Annotated in this window: 22 protein-coding genes; 13 read left to right on the top strand and 9 right to left on the bottom strand. The window is 63.1% G+C overall.

From position 1 onward, the window contains the following. Positions 1 to 33: 33 nt before the first annotated feature. The gene (locus AC1Z3V_RS08785) at positions 34 to 1,212 is read left to right on the top strand and encodes an MFS transporter (protein ID WP_483498351.1); all 1,179 of its coding nucleotides are present in this window, start codon (positions 34 to 36) and stop codon (positions 1,210 to 1,212) included. Positions 1,213 to 1,283: 71 nt separating this feature from the next. Here the strand turns inward: AC1Z3V_RS08785 and ycaC are convergent, their stop codons facing one another. Continuing rightward, positions 1,284 to 1,910 carry an isochorismate family cysteine hydrolase YcaC gene (gene ycaC, locus AC1Z3V_RS08780; RefSeq protein ID WP_483498350.1) on the bottom strand — a complete coding sequence of 209 codons (627 nt, stop codon included), beginning with the start codon at positions 1,908 to 1,910 and terminating at the stop codon, positions 1,284 to 1,286. 146 nt (positions 1,911 to 2,056) lie between these two features. Here ycaC and AC1Z3V_RS08775 point away from each other — a divergent pair, with 146 nt between their 5' ends. Together AC1Z3V_RS08775 and AC1Z3V_RS08770 are read left to right on the top strand one after the other, a co-directional pair. Continuing rightward, a complete protein-coding gene (locus AC1Z3V_RS08775) occupies positions 2,057 to 3,004 on the top strand; it encodes a LysR substrate-binding domain-containing protein (RefSeq protein ID WP_483498349.1) in 948 nt (315 codons plus the stop codon). A 214-nt stretch (positions 3,005 to 3,218) separates the two neighbouring features. Beyond that, positions 3,219 to 3,512 carry a hypothetical protein gene (locus tag AC1Z3V_RS08770; protein ID WP_429809638.1) on the top strand — a complete coding sequence of 98 codons (294 nt, stop codon included), beginning with the start codon at positions 3,219 to 3,221 and terminating at the stop codon, positions 3,510 to 3,512. 113 nt (positions 3,513 to 3,625) lie between these two features. Here the strand turns inward: AC1Z3V_RS08770 and AC1Z3V_RS08765 are convergent, their stop codons facing one another. Continuing rightward, the gene (locus tag AC1Z3V_RS08765) at positions 3,626 to 4,324 is read right to left on the bottom strand and encodes an aspartate/glutamate racemase family protein (RefSeq protein ID WP_429809636.1); all 699 of its coding nucleotides are present in this window, start codon (positions 4,322 to 4,324) and stop codon (positions 3,626 to 3,628) included. A gap of 259 nt (positions 4,325 to 4,583) precedes the next feature. Here AC1Z3V_RS08765 and AC1Z3V_RS08760 point away from each other — a divergent pair, with 259 nt between their 5' ends. The 5 genes from AC1Z3V_RS08760 to AC1Z3V_RS08740 all read left to right on the top strand — a co-directional run bounded on the left by AC1Z3V_RS08760 (position 4,584) and on the right by AC1Z3V_RS08740 (position 9,797). Further along, the gene (locus AC1Z3V_RS08760; RefSeq protein WP_483498348.1) at positions 4,584 to 6,113 is read left to right on the top strand and encodes an ABC transporter substrate-binding protein; all 1,530 of its coding nucleotides are present in this window, start codon (positions 4,584 to 4,586) and stop codon (positions 6,111 to 6,113) included. A gap of 120 nt (positions 6,114 to 6,233) precedes the next feature. Next, positions 6,234 to 7,175, top strand: a complete 942-nt coding sequence (locus AC1Z3V_RS08755) for an ABC transporter permease (protein WP_483498347.1) — start codon at positions 6,234 to 6,236, stop codon at positions 7,173 to 7,175. Next, entirely contained in the window at positions 7,175 to 8,044 is an 870-nt protein-coding gene (locus AC1Z3V_RS08750) for an ABC transporter permease (RefSeq protein ID WP_483498346.1), read from the top strand. Before AC1Z3V_RS08755 ends, AC1Z3V_RS08750 begins: the two co-directional genes overlap by 1 nt. Positions 8,045 to 8,047: 3 nt before the next feature. Beyond that, positions 8,048 to 9,259, top strand: coding sequence for an amidohydrolase/deacetylase family metallohydrolase (locus AC1Z3V_RS08745; protein ID WP_483498345.1), 1,212 nt, complete (start codon positions 8,048 to 8,050; stop codon positions 9,257 to 9,259). A gap of 22 nt (positions 9,260 to 9,281) precedes the next feature. Then, positions 9,282 to 9,797: a RidA family protein gene (locus AC1Z3V_RS08740; protein ID WP_483498344.1), complete on the top strand. Its 516-nt coding sequence runs from the start codon at positions 9,282 to 9,284 to the stop codon at positions 9,795 to 9,797. 15 nt (positions 9,798 to 9,812) lie between these two features. On the opposite strand, the gene AC1Z3V_RS08735 is transcribed toward AC1Z3V_RS08740, so the two are convergent. Continuing rightward, entirely contained in the window at positions 9,813 to 10,550 is a 738-nt protein-coding gene (locus AC1Z3V_RS08735; RefSeq protein WP_429809839.1) for an IclR family transcriptional regulator, read from the bottom strand. Between the two features lie 271 nt (positions 10,551 to 10,821). On the opposite strand from AC1Z3V_RS08735, the gene AC1Z3V_RS08730 reads away from it, so the two are divergent. Beyond that, positions 10,822 to 12,021, top strand: a complete 1,200-nt coding sequence (locus tag AC1Z3V_RS08730; protein ID WP_483498343.1) for an aminotransferase class V-fold PLP-dependent enzyme — start codon at positions 10,822 to 10,824, stop codon at positions 12,019 to 12,021. Between the two features lie 51 nt (positions 12,022 to 12,072). Continuing rightward, complete coding sequence (locus AC1Z3V_RS08725) at positions 12,073 to 13,908, top strand: ABC transporter ATP-binding protein (protein ID WP_483498342.1); 1,836 nt, start codon at positions 12,073 to 12,075, stop codon at positions 13,906 to 13,908. A 508-nt stretch (positions 13,909 to 14,416) separates the two neighbouring features. On the opposite strand, the gene AC1Z3V_RS08720 is transcribed toward AC1Z3V_RS08725, so the two are convergent. Further along, positions 14,417 to 14,866, bottom strand: coding sequence for a winged helix-turn-helix transcriptional regulator (locus tag AC1Z3V_RS08720; protein WP_483498341.1), 450 nt, complete (start codon positions 14,864 to 14,866; stop codon positions 14,417 to 14,419). 153 nt (positions 14,867 to 15,019) lie between these two features. Here AC1Z3V_RS08720 and AC1Z3V_RS08715 point away from each other — a divergent pair, with 153 nt between their 5' ends. Then, positions 15,020 to 16,243, top strand: a complete 1,224-nt coding sequence (locus AC1Z3V_RS08715) for an MFS transporter (RefSeq protein WP_483499602.1) — start codon at positions 15,020 to 15,022, stop codon at positions 16,241 to 16,243. A 115-nt stretch (positions 16,244 to 16,358) separates the two neighbouring features. On the opposite strand, the gene AC1Z3V_RS08710 is transcribed toward AC1Z3V_RS08715, so the two are convergent. After that, a complete protein-coding gene (locus AC1Z3V_RS08710; protein WP_483498340.1) occupies positions 16,359 to 17,195 on the bottom strand; it encodes an oxidoreductase in 837 nt (278 codons plus the stop codon). Positions 17,196 to 17,310: 115 nt separating this feature from the next. Here AC1Z3V_RS08710 and AC1Z3V_RS08705 point away from each other — a divergent pair, with 115 nt between their 5' ends. Then, complete coding sequence (locus tag AC1Z3V_RS08705) at positions 17,311 to 18,210, top strand: LysR family transcriptional regulator (protein WP_483498339.1); 900 nt, start codon at positions 17,311 to 17,313, stop codon at positions 18,208 to 18,210. Between the two features lie 90 nt (positions 18,211 to 18,300). Here AC1Z3V_RS08705 and AC1Z3V_RS08700 read toward each other — a convergent pair whose 3' ends face one another. Continuing rightward, entirely contained in the window at positions 18,301 to 19,242 is a 942-nt protein-coding gene (locus AC1Z3V_RS08700; RefSeq protein WP_483498338.1) for an MYG1 family protein, read from the bottom strand. Between the two features lie 353 nt (positions 19,243 to 19,595). Here AC1Z3V_RS08700 and AC1Z3V_RS08695 point away from each other — a divergent pair, with 353 nt between their 5' ends. After that, a complete protein-coding gene (locus AC1Z3V_RS08695) occupies positions 19,596 to 20,039 on the top strand; it encodes a hypothetical protein (RefSeq protein WP_429809612.1) in 444 nt (147 codons plus the stop codon). A gap of 79 nt (positions 20,040 to 20,118) precedes the next feature. On the opposite strand, the gene AC1Z3V_RS08690 is transcribed toward AC1Z3V_RS08695, so the two are convergent. From AC1Z3V_RS08690 to AC1Z3V_RS08680, 3 genes are read right to left on the bottom strand one after another with little or no spacing between them, the layout of a single operon-like run. Beyond that, positions 20,119 to 21,231: an ABC transporter permease gene (locus tag AC1Z3V_RS08690; protein WP_483498337.1), complete on the bottom strand. Its 1,113-nt coding sequence runs from the start codon at positions 21,229 to 21,231 to the stop codon at positions 20,119 to 20,121. Positions 21,232 to 21,233: 2 nt separating this feature from the next. Further along, on the bottom strand, positions 21,234 to 24,020 hold the full coding sequence (rbbA, locus tag AC1Z3V_RS08685) for a ribosome-associated ATPase/putative transporter RbbA (RefSeq protein ID WP_483498336.1): 2,787 nt from the start codon (positions 24,018 to 24,020) through the stop codon (positions 21,234 to 21,236). After that, positions 24,020 to 25,090 (bottom strand): HlyD family secretion protein, encoded by a 1,071-nt coding sequence (locus AC1Z3V_RS08680; protein ID WP_483498335.1) that lies wholly within the window; start codon positions 25,088 to 25,090, stop codon positions 24,020 to 24,022. Before AC1Z3V_RS08680 ends, rbbA begins: the two co-directional genes overlap by 1 nt. Between the last annotated feature and the right edge of the window lie 113 nt (positions 25,091 to 25,203).

Genomic DNA, 25,203 nt, shown 5'->3' with positions numbered 1-25,203 from the left:
GCGCAATACGACAACTATTGGGGAACAATGCCCATGACCAACCAACGGCTCATCATGCTGATCTTCTTCCTTCAGCCGATTGCATTCGGCGCCTGGCTGCCGCGCATTCCCGATGTACAGCAGCGGCTTGGCCTGGGACCGGCGGAGCTCGCCGTTGCCCTCCTCGGCATGCCGGTGGGCATCCTGCTTACCCTGCCCTTTGCCGGGCGTTTCGTCGCCTGGATCGGCGGCCGCGCCACCATCCTCTATGGTTTCGTGGTCTTTTTGGCACTTGTCTGGCTGCCGACGTGGGCGTCAAGCATCGAAGGGCTCTTCGTGACACTCGCCATCGTCGGCGTGGCGTTGGCAACGCTTGAGCTTGGCCTCAACGTCGAGGCCGACGCGATCGAAAAGCACTCCGGGCAGTTGATCATGAGCACCTGCCACGGGTTCTGGAGCCTTGGCATCATGACCGGCAGCCTGATCGGTGTCGGCTTCGCCGCGCTCCGTGTCGCGCCGGAATGGGCAGTGCCACTGGCGGCGGCGCTCATGCTGCCGATCGGTGTCTTCTTTGCCAGCAAGCTGCCGCGCCTCCAGACCGGCGAGGCCGCGTCTGCGGAGGCGGCGCCATCCAGCCGACGGTTGCCGAGCCTTGCACTGCTTGGCGTCTGCTTCTTCGTCTTCGGCATCACCATGACTGAGGGCGCCGTGGCCGACTGGTCGGCCGTCTTCCTTCGCGACGTCTACGGGCTCTCCGGCGCCAGCGCCGGCTTCGGATATTCCATCTTCGCCTTCATGGTGGCAGCCGGCCGCTTCGCCGGCGACCGGCTGAAGGCGAGCTATGGACCGGTTGCCGTCGCGCGCGCCTGCGGCATCGCCAGCGTTACCGGGCTGGTTCTGGTGGTCATCAGTCCCGCCGCCTGGGCCGCGCTTGCCGGTTTTGCCGCCATGGGCTTCGGTGTTTCGGTCGGCTTTCCGCTCGCTGTCACCGCGGCAGCCGACCAGAAGGACCGGCCAGCCGCCGCCAGCGTCGCCATCCTGTCCTTCATCGCACTTCTGGGCTTCCTGCTCGGACCGCCGCTGATCGGCCTCGTCGCCGAACACAGCGACATGCGCTTCGGCCTTGGCGTGCTCGTGCCCTTCCTCGTCACCAGCCTGCTTTTGACCGGCCGGTTGAAGCCCGCCGCCCGCGTCACCGCGCAGGATGTTCAACGGGCCGCCAGCAGCGCGTAACGCCACTGCGATATGCCATGCGAAAAGCCCCGGCCGTGGCCGGGGCTTTCGTCGCTCACCGGCAGCGTGTCTTACTTGCGCGCCGCGATGGTGGTGTAGCTGGTGATGAGGTTGCGGTAGTCGGGGATGTGGTTGGAAAACAGCGTACCGAGACCCTCGATGTCGTTGCGCCAGTCGCGGTGCAGTTCGCAGGCTACGCCGAACCAGGTCATCAGTTGAACGCCGGCGGCGGTCATGCGCGACCAGGCTGAATCGCGGGTCACCTCGTTGAACGTGCCGGAGGCGTCGGTGACGACGAAGACCTCGAAGCCTTCTTCGATCGCCGAAAGTGCCGGAAACGCCACACAGACCTCGGTCACCACGCCGGCGATCAGCAGTTGCTTCTTGCCGGTGGCCTTCACCGCCTTGACGAAGTCCGCGTTGTCCCAGGCATTGATCTGACCCGGACGGGGAATGAAGGGCGCGTCGGGAAACAGTTCCTTCAGTTCCGGCACCAGCGGGCCGTTCGGGCCGTCTTCGAAGCTGGTGGTCAGAACCGTCGGCAGCTTGAAATATTTGGCGAGATCACCGAGCGCCAGGACATTGTTCTTGAACTTGTCCGGATCGAAGTCGCGCACCAACGACAGGAGACCGGTCTGATGGTCGACGAGCAGGACGGCAACATCATCCTTGTTGAGACGTACGTAGGGCTTGGTCATCGGAAGTCCTTTCCTTCGCTGGGTTTCCATCACCGCCGACCGTGCGTTCGCCGCTGCCTGATCCGCTGTGATTGGATGTAGGCTACCGTAGGACCGCTCATGCAAAAAGATTGTGAATTTCGACGCAGCGTTCTATTTGTAGAACGATGCAAGACCTGAACGACCTCTATTATTTCGTGCAAGTCGTGGAGCATGGCGGCTTTGCGGCAGCGGCACGGGCGACCGGAACACAAAAGTCCCGACTGAGCCGGCGGATTGCGATGCTCGAAGACCGGCTCGGCGTTCGGTTGATCCAGCGTTCGCCGCGCCGCTTCTTCGTCACCGATGTCGGCCGCGAGTACTACCAGCGCTGCGTCGCCGTGTTGATCGAGGCCGAAGCGGCCGATGCCTTCATTGCGCAGCACCAGGGAGAGCCGCAGGGCACCATCCGGGTGAGCTGTCCGACGGCGCTGATCTCCTTCCAATTCGGCCGGCTCTTCGCCCGGTTCATGACCGCCCATCCGAAAATCAGCCTGCAGCTCGAAAGCACCAACCGCCGCGTGGACGTGATCGCCGAGGGCTTCGACGTCTCGATCCGGGTGCGGTTTCCGCCGCTGGAAAGAAGCGAGCTCGTCATGCGCAAGCTCGACGACAGTTCGCAATATCTCGTCGCCAAGCCAGGCTTCCTCAAAGAGCCGATCCGGGCGCCCGAGCAACTGACGGGACTCGCCAGCCTTGCCTGGACATCCGCCACCCACAGCTATGAATGGCGGCTGGAAAGTTCCTCCGGAGAGCAGGCGGTCGTCCGGCATGAGCCACGCTTCCTGACCGACGATATGGCAGCGTTGCGCGAGGCCGCACTCGACGGCGCCGGCATCGTGCAATTGCCGACGATGATGATCTGGAAGGACCTGGTGGCCGGAACCCTGGTGCCGGTGCTGCCGCACTGGCGGCCTGCGTCAGGCATCGTTCACGCCGTCTTTCCCTCGAGGCGCGGGCTTTTGCCGTCGGTTCGCACCTTCATCGACTTTCTCGCCCAGGAATGCGCTGCCGACCGCCTGACGATCGACGAGAGCCTGGCATGGCCGGCGAAGATTACCCATATGGGTGGTTGAGGCGCCCGGGAGACACCTCTTTTGCCACAGGTCGCGACCCATGCGCAGAGCGCATAGTAGCCATTCCTTGCATACCGCGCCGCTATTCACGATCTTAATGAGGAAGCCGCGTTCGACGCCGGCTCCCTTCAGCGATCCATCACAGTCGTAGACTTTTCCCCCGGCCCTCCGGCCGGCGCGGCCAATTCCGGCTTCAACAACAGGGAAGGTAATCATGCAGACATCTGCCAAGACGCTTGACGCCAAGACACTGGACAAGATGACGCTTCACGAGCGTTCGGACATGATGGCGCTCGTCGCAGACGCACTCGAGGCAACGGCCGAAAAGGCCTACGAGATCGGCGATGATCGGTTCGCGGAGAATTCGATCAGCCTCGCCAACATCATCACCAGCTGTGCCGACGATCTGATCGCTGGCGACTTGCCGGCAGCCGAACTTCTGCTTCAGCAGGGCATCGCGTTGCTCAGCCTGTTTCAGGGCGAGCCCCGAGCATTCACCTTACACTAAAGGCTTGCAACCACGGCCGGCGATTCCGCCGGCCGTCAAAGCATCGCGCGGCCAGCGCCCCTCCGTCAGCATCCCCTGCCCGACCCGGCAGCAGCCGATGGCATCTCAGCCACTCACGCGCCTTCGAGCGCGAGATCCACGGCGGCGAGCGCATGGATCTCGGTCGTATCGAAGACCGGGACCGGGCTGTCTGCCTGCGAAATCAGAAGCATGATCTCTGTGCAGCCCATGATGATCGCTTCCGCGCCCGCAGCGACAAGCCGCGCGATGATGGCGCGGTAGGCGTCGCGCGAGCTGTCCTTGACGATGCCGGCGACGAGTTCGCGATAGATAATCTCGTGCACCTTGGCGCGGTCTTCCGCCTCCGGCACCAGCACTTCCAGACCGAACGCGTCTTTCAGGCGGCCCTTGTAGAAGTCTTGCTCCATGGTGAAGGCGGTGCCGAGCAGGCCAACCTTGCCGAGGCCTGCCGCCCTGATCTTCTCGGCGGTCGGGTCGGCAATATGAAGCAGCGGGATGGAGACGGCTGCCGAAACGTCGGCGGCCATCTTGTGCATGGTGTTGGTGCATATCATCAGGAAATCGGCGCCGCCTGCTTCCAGTCGGCGTGCGGCCGCGATCATTTCCTCCGTCAGCGCCGGCCAATTGCCATCGTGCTGAAGCCGCTCGATTTCACCGAAATCCATCGACCACATCAGCGACTTTGCCGAATGCACGCCGCCGAGCCGGTCGCGGACCGTCTCGTTGATGATACGGTAATACTGGGCGGAGCTCTCCCAGCTCATCCCGCCGATTAGCCCAATGACCTTCACCTGGCGTCTCCTCTTTCCACCGACCTTCGAGCTAACAAATCGCTGACGATAGCGAAAGCTCCTGCGCGCGGGAATTCCCTAGTGAAACAGGCATTTCCTCGCCCGAAACCGCCCCGGCCTCGCCGGTCTCCATCAAGCCTGACGTTCGACAATGCCCGTAACACGACGGCCTCCGGTTGACATTTCCGACTTTGTGCCTTTTTATATTCCAAAATAAAGAACGCCATAGCACAACTATGGAATATGAGGAGGAGCAATCATGAAATCGACTAAACTTGCCTTGCTTGTCGGAACGGCGCTCATTGCATCGGCATCCTTCGCCTTTGCGCAGGAAAAAGGTGGCGTCATCAATGTCGCGACGGTGGGCGAACCGCCGACGCTCGATCCGATGGCCTCGACCGCCGATCTCGTCGGCATCGTCTCACAGCACATCTTCGAGACGCTCTACACCTTCGACAAGGACTGGAAGCCGACGCCGCTTCTGGCCAGCGCGCTGCCGGAGATCAGCGCCGACGGCAAGACCTACACGATCAAGCTGCGCTCCGGCGTCAAGTTCCATGATGGCACCGACCTCGACAGCAAGGACGTCGTCGCCTCGCTCGAGCGCTGGACCAAGGTTGCCTCGCGCGGCAAGCAGACGGCAACGACGATCGCCGGTATCGAGGCGGTCGACCCGCTGACGGTGAAGATCTCGCTCAACACCCCTTACGCGCCGCTCGTCTCGCTGCTGGCCTTCAACAACTCCGCAGCGATCGTGCTTCCGTCGGAGAAGCAGGCCGAACCGATGACCGATTTCGTCGGCACCGGCCCCTATCAGCTCAAGGAGCGCAAGGCCGACCAGTATATCCAGCTCACCCGCTTCGACGCCTACAAATCACCGGAAGGCGAGGCCAACGGCTATGGCGGTGCCCGCCACCAGTATGCCGACGAAATCCGCTTCGTGCCCGTTCCGGACCCGAACACCCGCGTCGAGGCCGCCGTTTCCGGCCAGTATGACTATGTCGACTCGCTGCCGGTCGAATCCTTCGAGCGGGTAAAGGGTTCGAGCGCCTCCGAGCCTGTCATGCTGCAGCCTTTCGGCTGGCCGGTCTTCGTGCTGAACTCCGGTAACGGCATGACCAAGAATGTCGAGCTGCGCAAGGCGATCCGCGCCTCACTCAGCATGGAAGACATGATGGCGGCCGCCTTCGGCAGCACCGACTTCTATGCGCTCGACGCGGCCCTCTACCCGTCGCAATACGCCTGGCGGACCGATGCAGGCACCGAAGGCGCCTACAACATCGCCGATCCGGAGAAGGCTGGCGAACTGTTGAAAGCCGCCGGCTACAAGGGTGAGCCGCTGCGCATCCTGACCAGCCGCCAGTACGAGTTCCACTACAAGATGGCCCAGGTCGCGGCCGAGTATCTGAAGCTTGCCGGCTTCACGGTCGATCTGCAGGTGGTCGACTGGGCAACGCTCACCCAGCGCCGCGCCGACCCGACGCTCTGGGACATCTACATAACCCACAGCCCCTTCCTGCCGGAACCGGCGCTGATCGGCATGATGTCGACCAAGGCACCCGGCAATTGGGATACCCCGGCGCGTGCCAAGGCGGTCGATGCCTTCAATGCCGAGTCCGATCCAGCCAAGCGTGTGGCCCTTTGGGCTGACGTGCAGAAGGTGATCTACGAGGAAGTACCGTTCATCAAGGTCGGCGACTTCAACGCGCTCTCGGCAAAGTCGAAGACACTGGAAGGCGTCTCGCCGGCGCCATGGCCATACTTCTGGAACGCTTCGATCAAGAAATAAGCTCCCACCTCCCAGGGATTTCGGCGGGCGCGCGGCCATTTGCTGGGCGCCCGCCAGAAGGACGCGCCGGTCTTCATCCGCTTCGGCGGTTGACGCGCACAGGAAAGTTTCGAGGCCACCATGTTACGCTACATTCTCCAGCGGCTGATGGGCATGATCGTCGTCATGGCGCTCGTCGTCACGATCGTCTTCGTCATCGTCCGCGTGACCCCGGGCGACCCGGCTGCGGTGATGCTCGGTCCGGAAGCGACTCAAGAAGACATCGCGGCATTGCGCACCCGGCTCGGCCTCGATCAATCGTTGGGGCTGCAATATGTCTACTATATCGGGCAATTGCTGCAGGGCGATCTCGGCCAGTCGATCTTCCTCAACCAGCCAGTCACCTCGGCCCTTGCCGAACGGGCCGAACCGACCTTCTTCCTGACATTGTTCTCGATCGTGATCGCCTGCGCCATCGCGCTGCCGATCGGCATCTACGCCGCCTATAAGCGCGGTTCCCTCGTCGACCAGGCGGCAACAACGCTCGCAATGCTGGCCGCCAGCATACCGAGCTTCTGGCTCGGCCTGATCCTCATCCAGGTGCTTGCCGTCCGCTTCGGCTGGTTTCCGGTCTCCGGCTATGGCGGTCCCGGCTCTTCGTTCACTGAGCGCATGTATCACCTGACCTTGCCGGCGATCGCGCTCGGCGTCGTCTCCTCCGCACTGATCCTGCGCTTCACCCGCGCCTCGATGCTCGACGTACTCGGCGACGATTTCATCCGCACCGCCCGGGCCAAGGGGCTCGGCGAACGCAAGGTGGTGATGAAACACGCGCTCAAGAACGCGCTCATCCCGATCCTGACGATCATCGGCCTCACCGCCGCCGTGCTGATTTCCGGCGCGGTCGTCACGGAGACTGTGTTCGGCCTGCCCGGTGTGGGCAACCTCGTCGTCTCCGCCGTGCTTCGCCGCGACTATCCGGTGATCCAGGGCGCACTGCTCGTCATCGCCGCACTTTACGTGCTGATCAATTTTGCGATCGACATGCTCTATCTCCTCGTTGATCCAAGGGTGCGCTACTGATGGCTATCACCGTATCCGTGCCCTCCGAGAGCGAGGGCCGCAAGTTCATCCGCCGGCTCCTGAAGCGCAAGACGGTTGCTCTCGGCCTGATCGTCCTCACCGTCTTCGTGCTGCTTGCCGCCTTCGCTCCGCTGATTGCGCCCCATGCGCCCGGCAAGCTGTCGATCGTCAACCGGCTGACACCGCCCGGCATGCAATGGTTCTTTGGCACCGACGAATTCGGCCGTGACGTCTTCTCCCGCACGATCTATGCGGGCCGGCTGTCGCTCTTTGTCGGCGCGGCGGTCGTCACGCTTGCGACCGTCATCGGCGTCGTGCTCGGACTGCTTGCCGGCTTCTTCCCGAAGCTCGACACGCCGATCGCCCGGGTCATCGACGCGATGATGGCCTTCCCGGACATCCTGCTTGCGATCGCGCTTGTCGCTGCCCTCGGGCCATCACTGACGACCGTGATTATCGCGCTCAGCATCGTCTATGCGCCGAGGCTCGCCCGCGTCGTGCGCGCTTCGACGCTGGTGATCCGCGAGTTGCCCTATGTCGAGGCGGCGCGCGCGCTCGGTATTTCGACGCCGCATATCATGACGCGGCACGTGCTGCGCAATCTTCTTTCACCGGTGCTCGTGCAAGGCACCTTCCTCTTTGCCCACGCCATGCTCGCCGAAGCCGGTCTCTCCTTCCTCGGCGTCGGCGTCAGCCCGGAAATTCCGACCTGGGGCACGATGATCGCCTCGGGTCGCCAATATATCGGCCAGGCCGATTGGGTGACGCTCTTCCCCGGCATCGCCATCGTGCTTTCGGTGCTGTCGCTGCAGATGGTCGGCGATGGCCTGCGCGACATGCTCGACCCCCGCCTCAGAAAGGATCTGTAAGTCATGACGAACGCAACTCCCGGCGCTGCTCCCGTGCTGATCCGGCAGGTGAAGCCCGTCGCCTTCGGTATGGCGGCGCCGACTGAGACGATCGACATTCTCGTCAACGGCGAGGGCCGCATCGCGGCACTGGGCCCGAACCTTGAGGCTCCCGGCGGCGCGCGCCGGGTTGAAGGCAAGGGTGCCTGGATCTCCCCCGGCTGGATCGACCTTCACGCCCATGTCTGGCATGGCGGCACCGACATCTCCGTGCGCCCGCAGCTCTGCGGCATGGAGCGCGGGGTCACCACCATCGTCGACGCAGGTTCGGCCGGCGAGGCCAATTTCCACGGCTTCCGCGAATATATCATCGAGCCGGCACGCGAGCGCATCAAGGCGTTCCTCAATCTCGGGTCGATCGGTCTCGTCGCCTGCAATCGCGTCAGCGAACTCTCCGATATCCGCTCGATCGACATCGACCGCATCATTGCCTGCTACCAGGAAAACCGCGAGCACATCGTCGGGCTGAAAGTCCGCGCCAGCCACGTCATCACCGGTTCCTGGGGCGTGACGCCGGTGAAACTCGGCAAGAAGATCGCCAAGATCCTGAAGGTCCCGATGATGGTCCATGTCGGCGAGCCGCCGGCGCTCTATGACGAGGTTCTGGAGATCCTCGGTCCCGGCGACATCGTCACCCATTGCTTCAACGGCAAGGCAGGGTCGAGCATCATTGAGGACGAGGACCTGTTCGAACTTGCCGAGCGCTGCGCCGGCGAAGGTATCCGCCTCGACATCGGCCATGGCGGCGCCTCCTTCTCCTTCCGCGTCGCGGAAGTCGCGATCGCCCGCGGGCTCCTGCCCTTCTCCATCTCCACCGACGTGCATCTGCGCAGCATGAACCAGTCCGTCTGGGACCTCGGCACGACCATGTCAAAACTCCTCAGCGTCGGCATGCCCTTCGAGAAAGTGGTCGAGGCCGTAACCCACGCGCCGGCCTCGGTGATCCGCTTGCCGATGGACAATCTGCTCGCCGTCGGCGCTCGCGCCGAATTCACCCTCTTCGACCTCGTCGACTCCGAACTGCGCGTCTTTGATTCACTCGGCGCAGAGGCGCACCTCAATCGCCTCTTCGAACCGCGTTACGCAGTGATGGGCACCGATGTGGTCACGGCCAACCGCTACCAGCCGCAGCGCGTCGAATGCCCGGACCACAGCCATGGCTACGGCTACCGCTGACCAAAGGCCACCGAATACAGAAATGACAGGACATCGCGTGAACAGTCTGGATCAGAAGAAAGACAGCCCCGAAGCTGCCTCACCCTATCAACGGCTTCGGGCCCTCGGCATCGACCTGCCACCGGCGCCGCCGCCGATCGCTAACTTCGTGACGCATGTGCGCGAGGGCAACATCCTCTACCTTTCGGGCCAGGGACCGCGCGAGGTCGACGGCCATCTGCATGCTGGCAAGGTGGGTGCGGATGTCGATATCGACAGCGCCTATGACCATGCGCGGCTGACCGGCATCAACCTGCTTGCCGTCATGCACGACGCGCTGGGCGATCTCGGACGGGTCAAGCGCATCGTCAAGATCCTCGGCATGGTTAACGCAGTACCGGACTTCGCCGAGCATCCGCGCGTCATCAACGGCTGCTCGGACCTGATGATCGACGTTTTTGGAGCGGCCGGCAGCCATGCGCGCTCGGCGGTGGGTTTCGGGTCTCTACCCGGCAACATCACCGTCGAGATCGAGGCGATCGTCGCTCTGCACGAGTGACGACGGGAGGTCGGATCAATGGCTGCGCCAGCCCATCATCTTCTCGATACGCTCCGCGGAAACCCTGACGTGATCGGCGTAAAACGCCCGATCGTCGAGGATCTTCTGCTCCGGCAGCACGATCGAGATCGTGGCAGCGCAATTGCCTTTGTCGTCGAGGATCGGCGCGGCGACGCAGGCGACCGCATAATCGGATTCACCCGCTTGGATCGACAGCCGCGCGGCCAGCGCGCTTTCGGCCTGGGCGGAAAGGGTCGCCGGATCGATATCGGCGCGGCCGGTCGGCGATGTGCGGGCGCAGCGGCGGAAAAGCTCGAGCCGTTCATCGGCCGGCAGATGGCCGACGAGCAGCCGGCCGGAGGCCGTCCAGTTGAGCGGCACGCGTGTGCCGACGCGCGACGTGACCTGGAAATGGCCGGGACCGTCGGCCATGGCGAGCACCTGCATATAGTCGCCGTCGCGACCGCAAAGCTGGATCGTCTCGGAAACCACACGGCCGAGGTCGTGCATCTCGCGGGTGGCAACGCCGAGGAAGTCGAGAGAGCGGGCATAGGCCAGGCCATAGTGATAGAGCCGGTCGCCAAGCCAGACGAGACCATCGGCATCGCGGCTGAGAAGGTTCTTTTCGACCATGTCGTCGACGATGACGTAAGCCGTCGACAGCGGCGCACCGACGGCCTTGGCGATGGCGTAGACGCCGCTCGGGGCGCCCGTCTCGTAAAGGAAATCCAGAACCTGCAAGGCGCGGTCCATGCCGCTCACGCGCGAACGGCGCGGCTTGCCGGTCGTTTCAATGTCGTCGTTCGGCTCTGCGCCGGTCGTCGTCTTGTCCACTGCTCCACTCCCGCGCGGCTTGGATCTTATATCGACAGCGAAATGCGAGGCTGCAGCCATGCAGGTCCGCTCAAGACGGCTGGACCGTACGGCGAAACGCCTCACGCTTACTTCATTACTATGGTAGATATTCCGCGAAAACGGAATAGTCTAGCCGCCTGGACGACCAGAAAATCACATGGAGACCACTATGCCTGACCGTGACATTCGCGAAGCTCTCGGACTTCGTCCCGTTATCAACGTCTCCGGCACGATGACCAGCCTCGGGGCATCGATCGTGGTCCCGGAAGCGATTGCCGCAATGACAGGCATACTGCCGCAGTTTGTCGAGATCAACGATCTGCAGCGCAAGGTCAGCCCGGTCATCGCACGGCTAACGGGTGCCGAGGCCGGTTTTGTGACCGCTTCCTGCTCCGCGGGCATCAGCCTCGCCGTCGCCGGCACCATGACGGGCAACAGTCTCGCGGCAATCGAGCGCCTGCCGGATACGACCGGCCTCAAGAACGAGGTTATCATCCAGATGGGCCACGTGGTGAGCTACGGCGCCCCCGTCGACCAGGCCATCCGCATCGCCGGCGCCAAACCGGTGCTCGTCGGCCAGGCGACCTCGGCCTATCGCTATCATATCGAAGGTGCGATCAACGAGCGCACGGCCTGCGCCATCTATGTCGTCTCCCATCACGTCGTGCAGTACGGCCTCGTCGGTCTCAAGGAGTTTGCCGAGGTCTGCCATTCGAAGGGCGTCCCCGTCATCGTCGATGCTGCCTCTGAGTACGATCTGCGCATCTTCCTCGAACAGGGCGCCGACATCGTGCTCTATTCCGGCCACAAGTTCCTGGGCGGCCCGACCTCAGGCATCGTCGCCGGCAGAAAGGACCTGGTGCGCAACACCTTCCTGCAGAACCTCGGCATCGGCCGCGGCATGAAGGTCGGCAAGGAAAGCATGCTCGGCGTAATGGCGGCACTCGAAGCCTGGGAGAGGCGCGACCATGCCGGCATCCGCGAACGCGAAACCGGTTACCTGAACCTCTGGTACGAGACGCTGAGCGGTCGTCCCGGCATCAAGCCGGTAATCGAGGCTGATCCGACCAATAACCCACTCGACCGTCTGCGCGTCGCCATCGATCCGCAGGAGGCCCACATCACCGCCTGGGATCTCGCCGATGCGCTCGCGCGCGGCGCGCCACCGATCATCGTGCGCGACCACGAGGTCGAACATAATTACTTCTACCTGGACCCCTGCAACCTGCATCCCGGTCAGGAGAAGATCGTCGCAAGCCGCCTTGCCGAAGAACTCGACAAGGCGAGAGCATCGAACGAGATCATTGCCACCTCGCTCAGCGAGCGCAACGCCCGCCGCTTCGCCGGCCTTCTGCGCTGGCTCGACTGATCTCAGCATCCAAAAGCGACGAGACGCACAATACCAGGCGGAGGAGCCGATATGACCGAGACCCAAGCTCAGCAGGACCGTTCGACGGCGCCCGTTCTCTCTGTCGAGAACCTGACCACTTCATTCCTGGTTGACGGCGCCTGGAAGCCGGTCGTGCGCGACATCTCCTTTGAGGTCGCACCCGGCGAAACCGTTGCGATCGTCGGCGAATCCGGATCGGGCAAGAGCGTCACCTCGCTCTCGATCATGCGGCTCCTGCAGAAGGAGACGAGCCGCATCGAGGGACGGGTGATGATGGGCGGGCGCAACATCCTCGACCTGCACGAAAGCGAGATGCGAAATGTACGCGGCAACGACGTTGCGATGATCTTCCAGGAACCGATGACCAGCCTCAATCCGCTGTTCACCATCGGCGACCAGATCTCCGAGGCGCTGCTGTGCCACAAGCCCATGTCGAAGGCCGACGCCCGGGCAGAAACCATCCGCCTGCTCGAAAAGGTCCGCATCCCTTCTGCGGCGTCCCGCTTCGACGAATATCCGCACCGTTTCTCCGGCGGCATGCGCCAGCGCGTGATGATCGCCATGGCGCTTGCCAGCCGCCCGAAACTTCTGATCGCCGACGAGCCGACGACGGCGCTCGACGTGACAATCCAGGGCCAGATCCTCGACCTCATCAAGGTGCTGCAGGAGGAGGAAGGCACCTCGGTACTCTTCATCACCCACGACATGGGCGTCGTTGCCGAGATCGCCGATCGTACCGTGGTGATGTTCCGTGGCGACGCCGTCGAAACGGGACGCACGGAGGACATCTTCCTCCGGGCGAAACATCCCTATACGCGCGCACTGCTTTCGGCCGTGCCGATGCTCGGCTCGATGAAGGGTGAGAGCCAGCCGATGCGCTTTCCTGTCGTCGACGCGGCGACCGGCCTGCCGACAGCCTCAGCCGAAGCCACCGATACGGTTCAATCCGGCCGCAAGCCGATCCTCGAGGTCAAGAACCTCGTCAAGCGCTTCGACATCCACGCCGGCCTTCTCGGCAAGCTCAAGGGCCGCGTGCACGCGATCGAGAACGTCTCCTTCAGCCTGCAGCCGGGCGAGACGCTGTCGCTCGTGGGCGAATCCGGCTGCGGCAAGTCGACGACCGGCCGCGCCATCATGCGCCTGATTGAGCCGGAAAGCGGCTCGGTGATGCTCGACGGACAGGATGTTCTGGCAATGGACCGGAAGCGGCTCCGCGAGATGCGCCGCACCATGCAGATGATCTTCCAGGATCCCTTTGCCAGCCTCAACCCGCGCATGACGGTGGGGGCCGCGATCGCTGAACCCTTTCTCGAGCACAGGCTCGGCACGGCCAGACAGGCGCGCGAGAAGGTTGCGGACCTTCTGGAACGGGTCGGGCTGCAGGCCGAGATGGCCGCACGCTACCCGCATGAATTCTCTGGCGGCCAGCGCCAGCGCGTCTGTATCGCCCGGGCGCTTGCGCTCGACCCGAAGGTCATCGTCGCCGACGAATCCGTCTCCGCGCTCGACGTCTCGATCAAGGCGCAGGTCATCAATCTGCTGCTCGATTTGCAGGCGAGCCTCGGTCTTGCCTACCTCTTCATCTCGCACGACATGGCCGTGGTCGAGCGCGTCAGCCACCGCGTTGCGGTCATGCATCTCGGTGAAATCGTCGAGATCGGGTCGCGCGCCCAGGTGTTCGAAAACCCGCAGCACCCCTATACGACGAAGCTGATCGCCGCCGTGCCGATTGCCGATCCGACACGCCGCCATGCCCGCCGCGGCGTCGCGAGCGACGAGCTCAAGAGCCCCTTGCGCGCCCCCGACTATGTTCCGGCCGAACGGCGTTACCGGCAGGTCGGGGAGGACCATTTCGTCCAGGTGTAGCTGGATTGGATCTAGCCGGAAGTACCCGCCGGCAAGGCCAGCCGTGCCACGCACGGCGATCCGCTCGCCGTCATGCGGCACCGCCAAGGTGCCGCCGCCATCAGGGTACTTCTTGTCACCGTGCTTTAGAGCGGTGCCGTTCGCAGCGGTCTTTCGCGGCTCTCGATCGGCTGGGCGCACGCGCCTGCGATCGGGCACCCGTATCCCGTTGCAGGCGCGGAACTTTTTCCCGGCAGGACTATTACCCAACCGAGCGCGAACCGTGTCAACCGGACGCGGCAGGGATGGCGAACATGGCGGTTTTTCCGGTTTCTCGCCATGGCCAACGAAACGGCAGTCGAGCGCCCAACCTGCCCGGTTCGTCTCACTTCTGTATCGAGGTTCAAGGCACACCCCCCGGAGAGCTTCGCCGGCACGCGTCGCCGGCCGGAGAACACCGAAAACCCGCACCAGCCGTCCGGCTGGCGACGAATAGTTTGTCCCCGTTGTGCGATCGTTGCAGACCCGATCAGTCTTCGGGAACCTTGATCAGGACCGTCTCGGCGGCACCGATCGGCCTGCCATCCTGCGTGCGGATATCGAGCTTCACCGGCAACCCGGTTTCCTTTTCGACCAGCAGGGAATGCTCTTCGCCGGGCTGAAAGAGGTGTTGTTCACCGAACTGCCGCAAGGCAACCATCACGGGAAACAGGTCCCGCCCCATGGCCGTCAACTGATACTCGACCCGGGCCTTCGTCCCGTCCACGGGAACCGTCTCGAGAATGCCGCGGTCGACGAGCGTGCGCAGACGATCCGTCAGGATGTTCTTGGCAATGCCGAGGCTTTTGTGAAAATCGCTGAAGCGCCTCAGTCCGTCGAACGCATCGCGCACGATCAGCAGCGACCACCAGTCGCCGATCGCGTCCAGCGATCGCGCGCTCGGGCAGTAGTCGCCCTTGAGGCTTTTGCGCGCCACCATACGAACTCTCCTCTCCCGGGCCACGAGATTTTTGGTTGCATTATACAACCAAATCGGTATTCATTGCTTGGTTTCATTATTAAACCAAAACAAGGAAGAAGTCCAATGGATGGTAGAGCTGCTGCGGCGTCGAGCGACGCCGCAAACGATGGCATGCGCCCAAATGCCGGTGCTGCGGTGTCACCGTTGACGCGCCCGATGATGTCCCTTTTTGCTTTTGCCGCTGGCCTTGCGGTCGCCAACGCCTATTTTGCGCATCCCCTGCTGGATGTGATGGCGGCCGACCTCGACCTTTCACAAAGAGGTGCCGGTTTGATCGTCGGGGCGACGCAAGTCGGCTACGCACTCGGCCTGATCCTGCTTGTTCCGCTTGGCGACCTTTTCGATCGCCGCAGGGTGATCATCGCCCAATCGCTGTTTTCGGCGATGGCGCTCGGCTTCGTGGCCCTTTCAACCAACACGGAAATGCTGATGGCCTCGATCGCGACCGTCGGCATGCTTGCCGTCCTGACGCAGGCCCTGGTCGCCTATGCGGCCAGCCTGGCCCGGCCATCTGAACGTGGCCACGTGGTCGGTTTCGTCACCAGCGGCATCGTGATCGGCATCCTGTCCGCCCGTACCGTCGCAGGTCTTCTGACGGATCTCTTCGGCTGGCGATCGGTCTATCTCGCATCGTGTGCCGTGACGCTTGTGATCACCGTCTTGCTGTATCGGCTCCTGCCACACCAGAAGCGGGAAGCGAGCAAGCTCAGCTACCCCCGCCTTGTCGGCTCCACCTTCAAGCTGATCTGGCAAGAGCCGGTGCTGCGCACCCGGGGCGTGATCGCCCTGCTGATTTTCGCGAACGTGACGACGCTGCTCACCCCACTTGTCCTGCCGTTGAGTGCGCCGCCCTTCTCCATGTCGCATACGAAGGTCGGTCTTTTTGGCTTGGCAGGCATCGCCGGGGCACTGGCTGCTTCTCGCGCGGGCCGCTGGGCCGACCTTGGACTGGGCCAGACGACGACGGGCATTGCACTCGCGCTCATGCTCATTGCGTGGCTTCCGATCTCATTGCTGGACCAGTCCATTCTGTGGCTGATCGCCGGTGTCCTCGTTCTCGACTTCGGGCTCCAGGCGGTCCACGTCACGAACCAGGCCTTGATCTACCGGGTCCGCCCGGAAGCGCAGAACCGGCTGACGGCTGGCTACATGCTGTTCTACTCGCTCGGCAGCGCGATCGGATCCTCCCTTTCCACCGTCGCCTACGCGCATGCGGGATGGAGCGGCGTCTGTCTGATGGGCACGGTGATCAGCCTTGCCTCGCTCGTCTTCTGGCTGGCGACCCGACCTTCGAGGTCGCAGTCCCCGGCGGAAGGCGCAGCGTCGAACGGTTAAGTGACCTGCAACAGCGCCGACAGTTCAAGCCCGTCGGCGCGAACTAAGTTGGCCTGGCAACGAGAAGGCCCCGCACCATGGCGGAGCCTGAGGAAGCGGCCGACCGCCTCAACGTTTATGCGGCCGGGTAGAAATCGGTCGAGAGGGACACGGCACGCCATTGGGCCAGAAGCTCGGCGTCCGACGCGTGTTTGGCTTCGATCGCTGCCACCGTGTCGCTACCGAGCGGCAACCGCACCGGCGGATTTTCTGCGTCGACGAACGAGATCAGCACCTCTGCCAGCTTATCGGGGTTGCCCGGCTGGTTATGGCTGATGTCCTTCGCCTTGCTGCGAACGACACCGGCCGTCTCCGCGTAGTCGTCGATCTCGATCGGGCTGACGCTGAGCGAGGTCGAGTCGAGGAAGTCGGTGCGGAAATATCCGGGCTCGATCGCCGTGGCATGAATCCCGAGCGGGGCAAGCTCCGCCGCAAGTGCCTCGGTCAAGCCTTCGACCGCAAACTTCGTCGAGCAATAGACGCCAAAGCCGGGCCCGCTGCGATATCCGCCGATCGACGAGAAGTTCAGGATGCGTCCCGAATGCTGGCGGCGCATATGCGGCAGCACGGCACGGGTAACGGCCAGCAAGCCGAAAACATTGGTGCGGTAGAGGGCCTCGATCTCGGCACCGCTTGCCTCTTCGACCGCACCGAGCAGTCCGTAGCCGGCATTGTTGACCAGAATATCGATCCGGCCAAAGCGTGCGATCGCCTGCCCGACGGCCTGATGCGCCTGAGCCTCGTCGGTGACATCGAGCGCCATGGCCAGAAGATTGGGCTGCGCGCCGAAACGCTCGACGATCGCCTTCGGATTGCGCGCCGTCGCGACGACCTGATCGCCCTTGGCGAGCGCCTTTTCAACGATGAGGGCACCAAATCCGCGAGAAGCCCCGGTGACGAACCAAGTATGCATGTGAACCTCCTGTTGTTTCGCCGCTCCATCGTCGGCGGCTGAGAAGGTTCTACCCCGTCACATCTGCTGAGATAATCGACTGGATTCTCCCTGATCTAATGAGTACCATTCAACAATGAGAACCGTATCGCCTTCCGATCTGTCTTCCTTCCTGGCGTTGGCCCGGCATCGAAGCTTCCGCCGCGCCGCAGACGAACTGGGCTGCACGCCATCGGCGCTCAGCCATGCCCTGAAGGCTCTTGAAGAACAGCTCGATCTTCGTCTCTTCAACCGAACCACCCGCAGCGTCGCGCTGACGGAAGCAGGCGAACTTCTGCTCACCCGGGTCGCCCCTGCCTTCCGCGACATCGAGGATGCGCTGGACGACCTCAACAACTTCCGGGGCACCCCTGTCGGGCGGTTGAAACTCAATGCGGCGCGCGCCTCCGCAAAGATGGTGCTTCTGCCTCTGGTCGCGCGTTTTCTCGAAGCCTACCCGAAGATCAGCATCGAGATCGTCGTCGACAACGACCTGGTGGACATGGTGTCGGAGGGCTTCGATGCCGGCGTTCGTTTCGGCGAAGTCATCGCACAGGACATGATTGCCGTACCGATCGGGCCGCGCCAGCGCACCGCGATCGTGGCAACGCCTTCCTTCTTTGAACGCTTTGCCAAGCCAACCGCTCCCGATCACCTGAAGGAACTGCCGTGTGTCGGACTGCGCTTCGGCAGCGGCCGGCTTTATGCCTGGGAGTTCGAGCGCGGCGGCGTGGAGCTTCAGGTCGAGGTGAGCGGCCCGCTGATCGTCGACGACCAGGACATGATGGTGGACGCCGCGCTTGCGGGCGCCGGCATAGCCTTCACCTTCGAGGATCAGGTGCGATCGCTCGTCGAAGAAGGAAAACTCGTTCGAGTGCTCGAGGATTGGTGCCCCTATTACGGCGGCTTCTATCTGTATTACCCCAGCCGGCGGCAAATGCCGGCGGCGCTGCGCGCCTTCGTCGATTTCGTCAAAACCGCGGGCCCCAAATCTTAGCGCTAAGCCGCTTCATGCGACCGATCGCGCCGCGGTCGGTCCTGATACTGTCTCCGGCCAGGCAAAGCCGCCCGATGCAAAGTCCCTGACTTACGCCCTGTTTTCCACGGCAGAGGAAGTGGCCTCCGCAACGGCCAGCGCGGCCATGGCGAAGGCCGCTTCGCGCGTTGCGGCCGCCGCGATGAAGCGGCCATTGTGACAGAAGCTCGCGCCTGCGACCCCACAGACCGCCTCCAATTCGCCGTTGGTCAGACCGGCCCAGGCCACCGGCAGGTCTGCGCGAAGCTCGAAGCCCTCATCGGCCTTGCGGATGCCCGTCAGGCACCAGTCTTTTTCGCGCGGATGAACGACGAACAACAAGTGATCGGCGCCAGATTTCACGACGGCCGGACGAAAGGGCATGCCCATCGGCAACTCGAGGATTCGACTGTCGCCGGCCTGGGCGATTTGCTGAAGGACGAGCGTCTCGGCCCTCAGTTTTGCCGCGCGTTGCGCTACGCCAGCCTCGACGAGCGTGCGGGCAATCGCCAAGGCCGCCTGAAAGCCGCGATCCTCAGCCTCCTGGCCGGCCTCGTCGAAAACGGGTTTCAAGGTTTCCAACAGCGCCGGCAGCGTGAGCCCGGCCAGCGGTCCGGCAACGGACGGATCGAGCGCGCCATTGTCCATCAGGTCGACCGGAAGCACGAAGCGGACGTCGAAGGCGGCATGGACCGCCTCGACATGGTCTCCAGGAACGCCTGAAGCGGCCAGATAGTCGCGGCCATAGTGCTTCCAGATCAGTCCGAACGAGCTATAGGGCTGGCCGTCCGCTCTCAGCGGCGCGCCGCGCTGATGATGATCGAAGATACCGGCGGCGGCGTCATATTGGCCGCCCACATCGTAGATGATGCGGTCTGCACCGGGCCTGATCCATTCCGCAGCCCGACTGCGGACGAGACGGGCCTCTGGAAAAAGCCGCGTGAGGATGACGGTGGACAACAGCTCGTCGGCATGGAAGCCACCGGAATGGGTGACGAGAAACTCTGGGATCATCCCGATTGGCCTTGTGGTTCGTTGAAGAGGAAGCGCTCCACATAGCCATTGCTTGCTGCCACCTCAACCCACCATCTTCTTCGCGGCGTGGAAGATCTCGCAACCGGACTGTTCGATCGCACGACGACGAACCCCATCTGCTGTTTTTACGACACCCCTATTTCCAATCCACCAGCCTTCCCTCGGATATCGACTTCGAATGACGTAAGAGCCTTTCACGGACTGGATGTCAGCCGGTTCAAGTCACTGCGGCAAGATGATAGTTGTTCGCCCGGCAGCGATCAGACGCCGGGGGACTGGATACGCCGCTGACGCTTTGACAACATAGGCGCTCAAGGCAGGGTTGCGATTCGATGACGATTTTCTTTAAGGCAGCAATTTCCGACGACGTGGCATTCGGAATGATCGAGCGGTGTTTTTCCCATCCGGACGACTATGACGGCTATCTCGATATCTTTGGCGATCACACCGAGCGGACCGTTTCGTGGAGCAAGGGACGGTCGGTAGACGAGTTCAAGGCGGAGATAACGGAAGCATTGCGGTCCGCCTGGGAAAGCGCGCGTTACTGGCAGGTTTACGAACGGCGCGAAGACCGGGACGATGCCGGCACTAACGAAATCCGACGCGCGGCCATCAACCTGACACGCACCTATGGCGGCGTGATCGTGATCACGCTGAGCCTGCTTGGCAGACGCAGCAGCACTCACGATCTCGAACTGGTGTTTGTCTGCTTCCAGGAAGATGCCCAGCGTCGGAATTTTCGCGTGCGCTACGACGGGAAATTCATTCCCGTCTGACGCCTCCCGCAGCATGGAAAGCAGCGATCAAGCGTCGATCGGTCGGCATCGCCTTCCGATCAGCCGCCATCTGCGGCGTCTATTTCAGAAATGCCCGAAAGCGTCGCATGGCGAAGGCAAACAGGATCGCGCCGATCACCAGCAGGGCAAGAAGCTGCGGCCAGACCACGTCTAGACCGGCGTCGCGAAAAAGAACCGCCTGCGCCAGAATGACGAAGTGCGTGTTCGGGGCCGCCAGCATGATGTTCTGGATGATCTCGGGCATGCTTTCGCGCGGCGTCATGCCGCCGGACAGAGCCTGGAGCGGCAGAAGCACCAGCATCAGCAGCAGGCCGAACTGCGGCATGGAGCCGGCAATCGTTGCAAGCAGGATGCCCATCGACGTGGTCGCGAAGAGCTGCAGGGCTGTTGCCAGCAGGAACAGGGCGAACGAACCCTGTACCGGAACGGCGAGCGCCCCCTTGACGACGAAGATGAGCGAGACCGCTGAGGCGAGCAGCACCACGAGCCCCATCGACCAGACCTTGCTGACCATGATTTCGAACGGGGTCACGGGCATGACCAAAAGATGCTCCACCGTTCCGTGCTCGCGCTCGCGGATGAGCGCCGCGCCCGTCAGCACGATCGACAGGATGGTGATGTTGGTGATGACGTTCATAACCGCGCCGAACCAACCCTTGTTGAGTTCGGCGTTGAAGCGCGCGCGCAGGACAAGATCGACCGGCAGCGGCGTCTCGCTGCGGTGTCGGTCAAGGAAGCCCGAGACCTCGCCGGTTACGATCTGCTGGATATAGCCATTGCCGGAAAAGGCCTGGCTCATGCGCGTCGCATCGACATTGAGCTGGATCGTCGGCGAGCGGCCGGCCAAGAGATCCGTCTGGAAATTCGGCGGAATGTCGAGCGCGAAAGTCTCGAGCCCCTGGTCCATGCGGCGGTCCATTTGCGCCGGCGTGATCATCTGCGGCGGCACGAAATAGGGCGGATAGAATGCGGTCGAGATGCGCGTTGAAACCGGCGATCGGTCCTCGTCGACGATGGCGATCGCCGCGCGGTTCAGCGTTTCCGGCATTGCGGTCGAGCCCGTATAGACCGACAGCGTGAAGGAATAGACGATCAGGACCAACAGGATCGGATCGCGCCAGAGCCCCCAGAGTTCCTTGATGCCGAGATGATAGATATGGGACAGGCGCATCGTCACCTCGCCTGCTTCTTGAGGAAGAACGTGCCTACCGCAAGCAGCACGGGCACCGCGATCAGCATCGGCACGAAGGCGCCGCCGAGATCACCGAAGCCCAGAGCCTTGGAAAAGGTGCCGCGGGCGATCGTCATGAAATGGGTGGTCGGATAGATCTGGCCGATGAAGGCCCCCGCGCCTTCGAGCGAAGAGACCGGATCGATCATGCCGGAATACTGGATCGCCGGAATGAGCGTCAGGATCGCCGTGCCGAAGATCGCGGCGATCTGGCTCGACATGAAGGTCGAGATGACGAGCCCCATGGCCGTCGCCGCCGAGACATAGATCAGCCCGGCGGCCGTCCAGGCAAGCAGGCTGCCGGTAAAGGGCACCCGGAAGACGAAAATCGCGAAGGCCGTCAGCAACACGAAATTGAGCATCGCCAGGGCAATATAGGGGATCTGCTTGCCGATCAGGAATTCGAGCCGGGTGACCGGCGAGACATAGAGATTGACGATCGACCCCAGTTCCTTCTCGCGCACGACGCTGAGCGCCGACAACATCGCCGGGATCAGCATCAGCAGGAGCGGGATGACCGCCGGTACCATGGCGACGATGCTCTTGACGTCGGGATTGTAGCGGAAGCGCGTCTCAATCCTGAAGCTGCCGGTGGTTGCGGCGGCCCCATAGCGTTCGCGGATCTTGCCGGTCAGCCAATGGGCGTGCAGCCCCTGGACGTAACCCTTGACCGTTTCGGCACGGCTCGCCATCGCGCCATCGATCCAGGCCGCGATCTCCACCGTATCGCCGCGCGCCGCATCCCGGGCGAAACCGGGTGGAATCTCGATCGCCAGGCTCAGTTCGCCGTTGCGCATGCGCCGGTCGAGATCGGCATAGTCGGTGATCGGATCCTTCTCAATGAAGTAGCGCGAGCCGGCAATCTCGAGAATGTAGTCGCGGCTGGTCGTCGTCTGGTCGCGGTCGAGCACCGCGAAGGTCAGGTCCTCGACATCCATGTTGATTCCGTAGCCGATGACGAACATCAGGATGACCGTGCCGATTGTGGCGAGCGTCGCGCGGATGGGATCGCGCACCAGTTCCAGCGCCTCGCGGCGGGTGTAGCTGAACATGCGCCCGACGTCGAAAAACTCTGATTTCGGAGGCCGCGTGGCCTCGGCCGATCGCTCGGCGGCCGGCTTCAGCGGCGTCGTGGCCCTGACCACTGCGGGAGCCGGCTGCGTTGCCCCGGCGATCGCCTCTTCCAGATAGGCGATGAAAGCCTCCTCCAGGGTCGAGGTGGAACGGCTTTTCATGATGCCGGCCGGTGTGTCGCTGACGAGCACTTTGCCCGCATGCATCAGCGACATGCGATCGCAGCGCATCGCCTCGTTCATGAAATGGGTGGAAATGAAGATCGTCACCTGGTCGTTGCGGGAGAGATCGACGAGGATCTGCCAGAAACTGTCGCGCGCCACGGGATCGACGCCGGACGTCGGCTCGTCGAGAATGAGGATATCCGGTGAATGGATCAGAGCCACCGCAAGCGAGAGCCGTTGGCGCACACCGAGCGGCAAGGCGTCCGGCAGGACCTCCATGACATCAGAGAGATCGAAGCGTTTCGCCAGTTCCTCGATCCGTTTCGGAATGTTCTCCGCCTCCATGCCGAACAGCCTGGCATGTAGTTCCAGGTTCTGCAGGACCGTGAGCTCGGTATAGAGCGAAAAGGCCTGCGACATGTAACCGACGCGGTGGCGTACCTCCATGTCGCGCGGGTCGACCTCGCGTCCGAAGAGCTTTGCCATCCCTTCGCTGGCGGCCAACAGGCCAGTCAGCATCTTCATCGTCGTCGTCTTGCCGCAGCCGTTGGAGCCGAGGAAGCCAAAGATCTCGCCGCGCCCGATGCGGAAACTGACATTGTCGACGGCGACGAAATCGCCAAAGCGCATGGAAAGGTTGCTCGCCTCGATGGCGATGTCGTCGCTTGCGCCTTCCGGGCGCGGCGGAATGACGACGTCGTGGTGCTCGCGCCTGATCTCCTCGGGAAGCAGCGCAATGAAGGCGGAATCGAGCGTGCCGACACTGGTCTTTTCAAGCAGTTGATCGGGTGTGCCCGTTGCCAGCACCCGGCCCGCATCCATCGCGACCAGCCAGTCAAAGCGGGCGGCTTCTTCCATATAGGCGGTCGCGACGATAACGCTCATGCTTGGCCGCTCGGCGCGGATGTCGTCGATCAGCTCCCAGAACTGCCGCCGCGACAGGGGGTCCACGCCGGTCGTCGGCTCGTCGAGGATCAGGAGATCGGGGTCATGGATCAGCGCACAGCAAAGCCCGAGCTTCTGTTTCATGCCGCCGGAGAGCTTGCCCGCAGGGCGCTCGGCAAACGGGGCAAGGCCGGTGCTTTCGAGCAGGCTGACAATCCGCCGCTCGCGTTCCTTGCGATCGTGGCCGAAGAGCCGGCCGAAGAAATCGACATTCTCGAAAACGGAAAGCGTCGGATAGAGATTCTTGCCGAGACCCTGCGGCATATAGGCGATGCGCGGGCAGGTCCGGCGCCGATGACCAGGATCGGCAATGTCGCCGCCAAGCACCTCGACGCGCCCCGCCTGCACGGCACGTGCGCCGGCGACAAGAGACAGCAGGCTCGATTTCCCAACGCCGTCCGGCCCGATCAGCCCGGCCATGCAGCCGGACGGGATGTCGAGCGTCACGTCGTCCAGCGCCTTCGTCTTGCCATAGGAAAGCGTGACGGCGTTCAAGCGAACCACGGGCTCTGTCGGCGGCAGGCCGGCCCTGTCGGATCCAGCCATCACTGCACCAGCGTGCCGGTCTGGCTCGCCGGCCATTCTGCATTCGGATCGACCTTCACATAGGCAACGCCCGGAAGACCGGTTTTCACCATGCGGATGTATTTCTTCAGGAGTTCCTTCGGAATCTGCGCCTTGATGCGGAAGGTCAGCTTCTGCCGCTCCTCAGCCGTCTCCACCGTCTTCGGCGTGAACTGCGCGACGTCGGCTACATAGGAGACCCTGGCGGGAATGATGTATTGCGGCGCGGCGTCCAGGACGAGCCGGACCTCGCTGCCGATAGACAGGCGTCCAGCCTGATCCGTCGGCAGGAAGAACGTCATGTAGACATCACCGAGATCGACGAGATTGAGCACGCGGCCACCTGCAGCCAGCACTTCGCCCGGCTGGACCACACGATACTGAATACGGCCGTCGCGCGGCGAGACCAGGGTGCTGTCATTGATGTCGGCGATGATGCTTTCGACCGAGGCCTTGGCCGCCTCGACCGAGGCTTCGGCATCGACGACCTGGGACTTCGCCGAATTGATCGCGGCATTCGACGCGGCAAGCGACGCCTCGGCAGCACTCGCTGCCGCCCTGGCACCCTCAGCAGTGGCTCGGTCGTCGTCGAGTACCTGCTGCGAAACGGTGCTCGTCCTGACGAGTTGCTCGGACCGGGCGAGCCGTCGTTCGGCAGCGTCCAGTTGCGCTCGCCGCTGCGCCAGCACGGCTTCCGCCGCCGCCTTTTCCGCTTCGCGCTGCGTGACCAGGTTCTTCGCCGCCTCGACGCCGATAATCGCACGATGCTGCTGCGCTTCGGCCTGCCGCTTGTGCGCTTCCAACTGCGCAGTGTCCATCTGGGCGAGCACCTGGCCGGCAATGACGAAGTCGCCCTCGTCCACCAGGATCTCCTTGATCCGTCCCGCGGTCTTGGTTGAGATATCGATCTCGACGGCCTCGATGCGTCCGTTACCGCTCGCGATCCCGGCAGGCAGCGCATTGCGATCCAAGTTCTGCCAGGCATAGTAACCGCCCGCGAGCGCCAGGACGACCAGACCGATCAAGAGCCAATTCTTCCGGGCTTTTTCCATTTCAGCGTCCCACCTTCAACACATGCCACGACAATAGCCCACGGCGGCGCAATCACAACCGGTAATAGGCAGACCCGGTGGCCGCACACGGCGGCGCAGGAGGGTCGTCGCTA

It is taken from the genome of Ensifer sp. 38_S197 (assembly GCF_056924495.1).
Note: the sequence above shows the minus strand (reverse complement) of the source record. Positions and strands in the feature narration are given on the sequence as shown.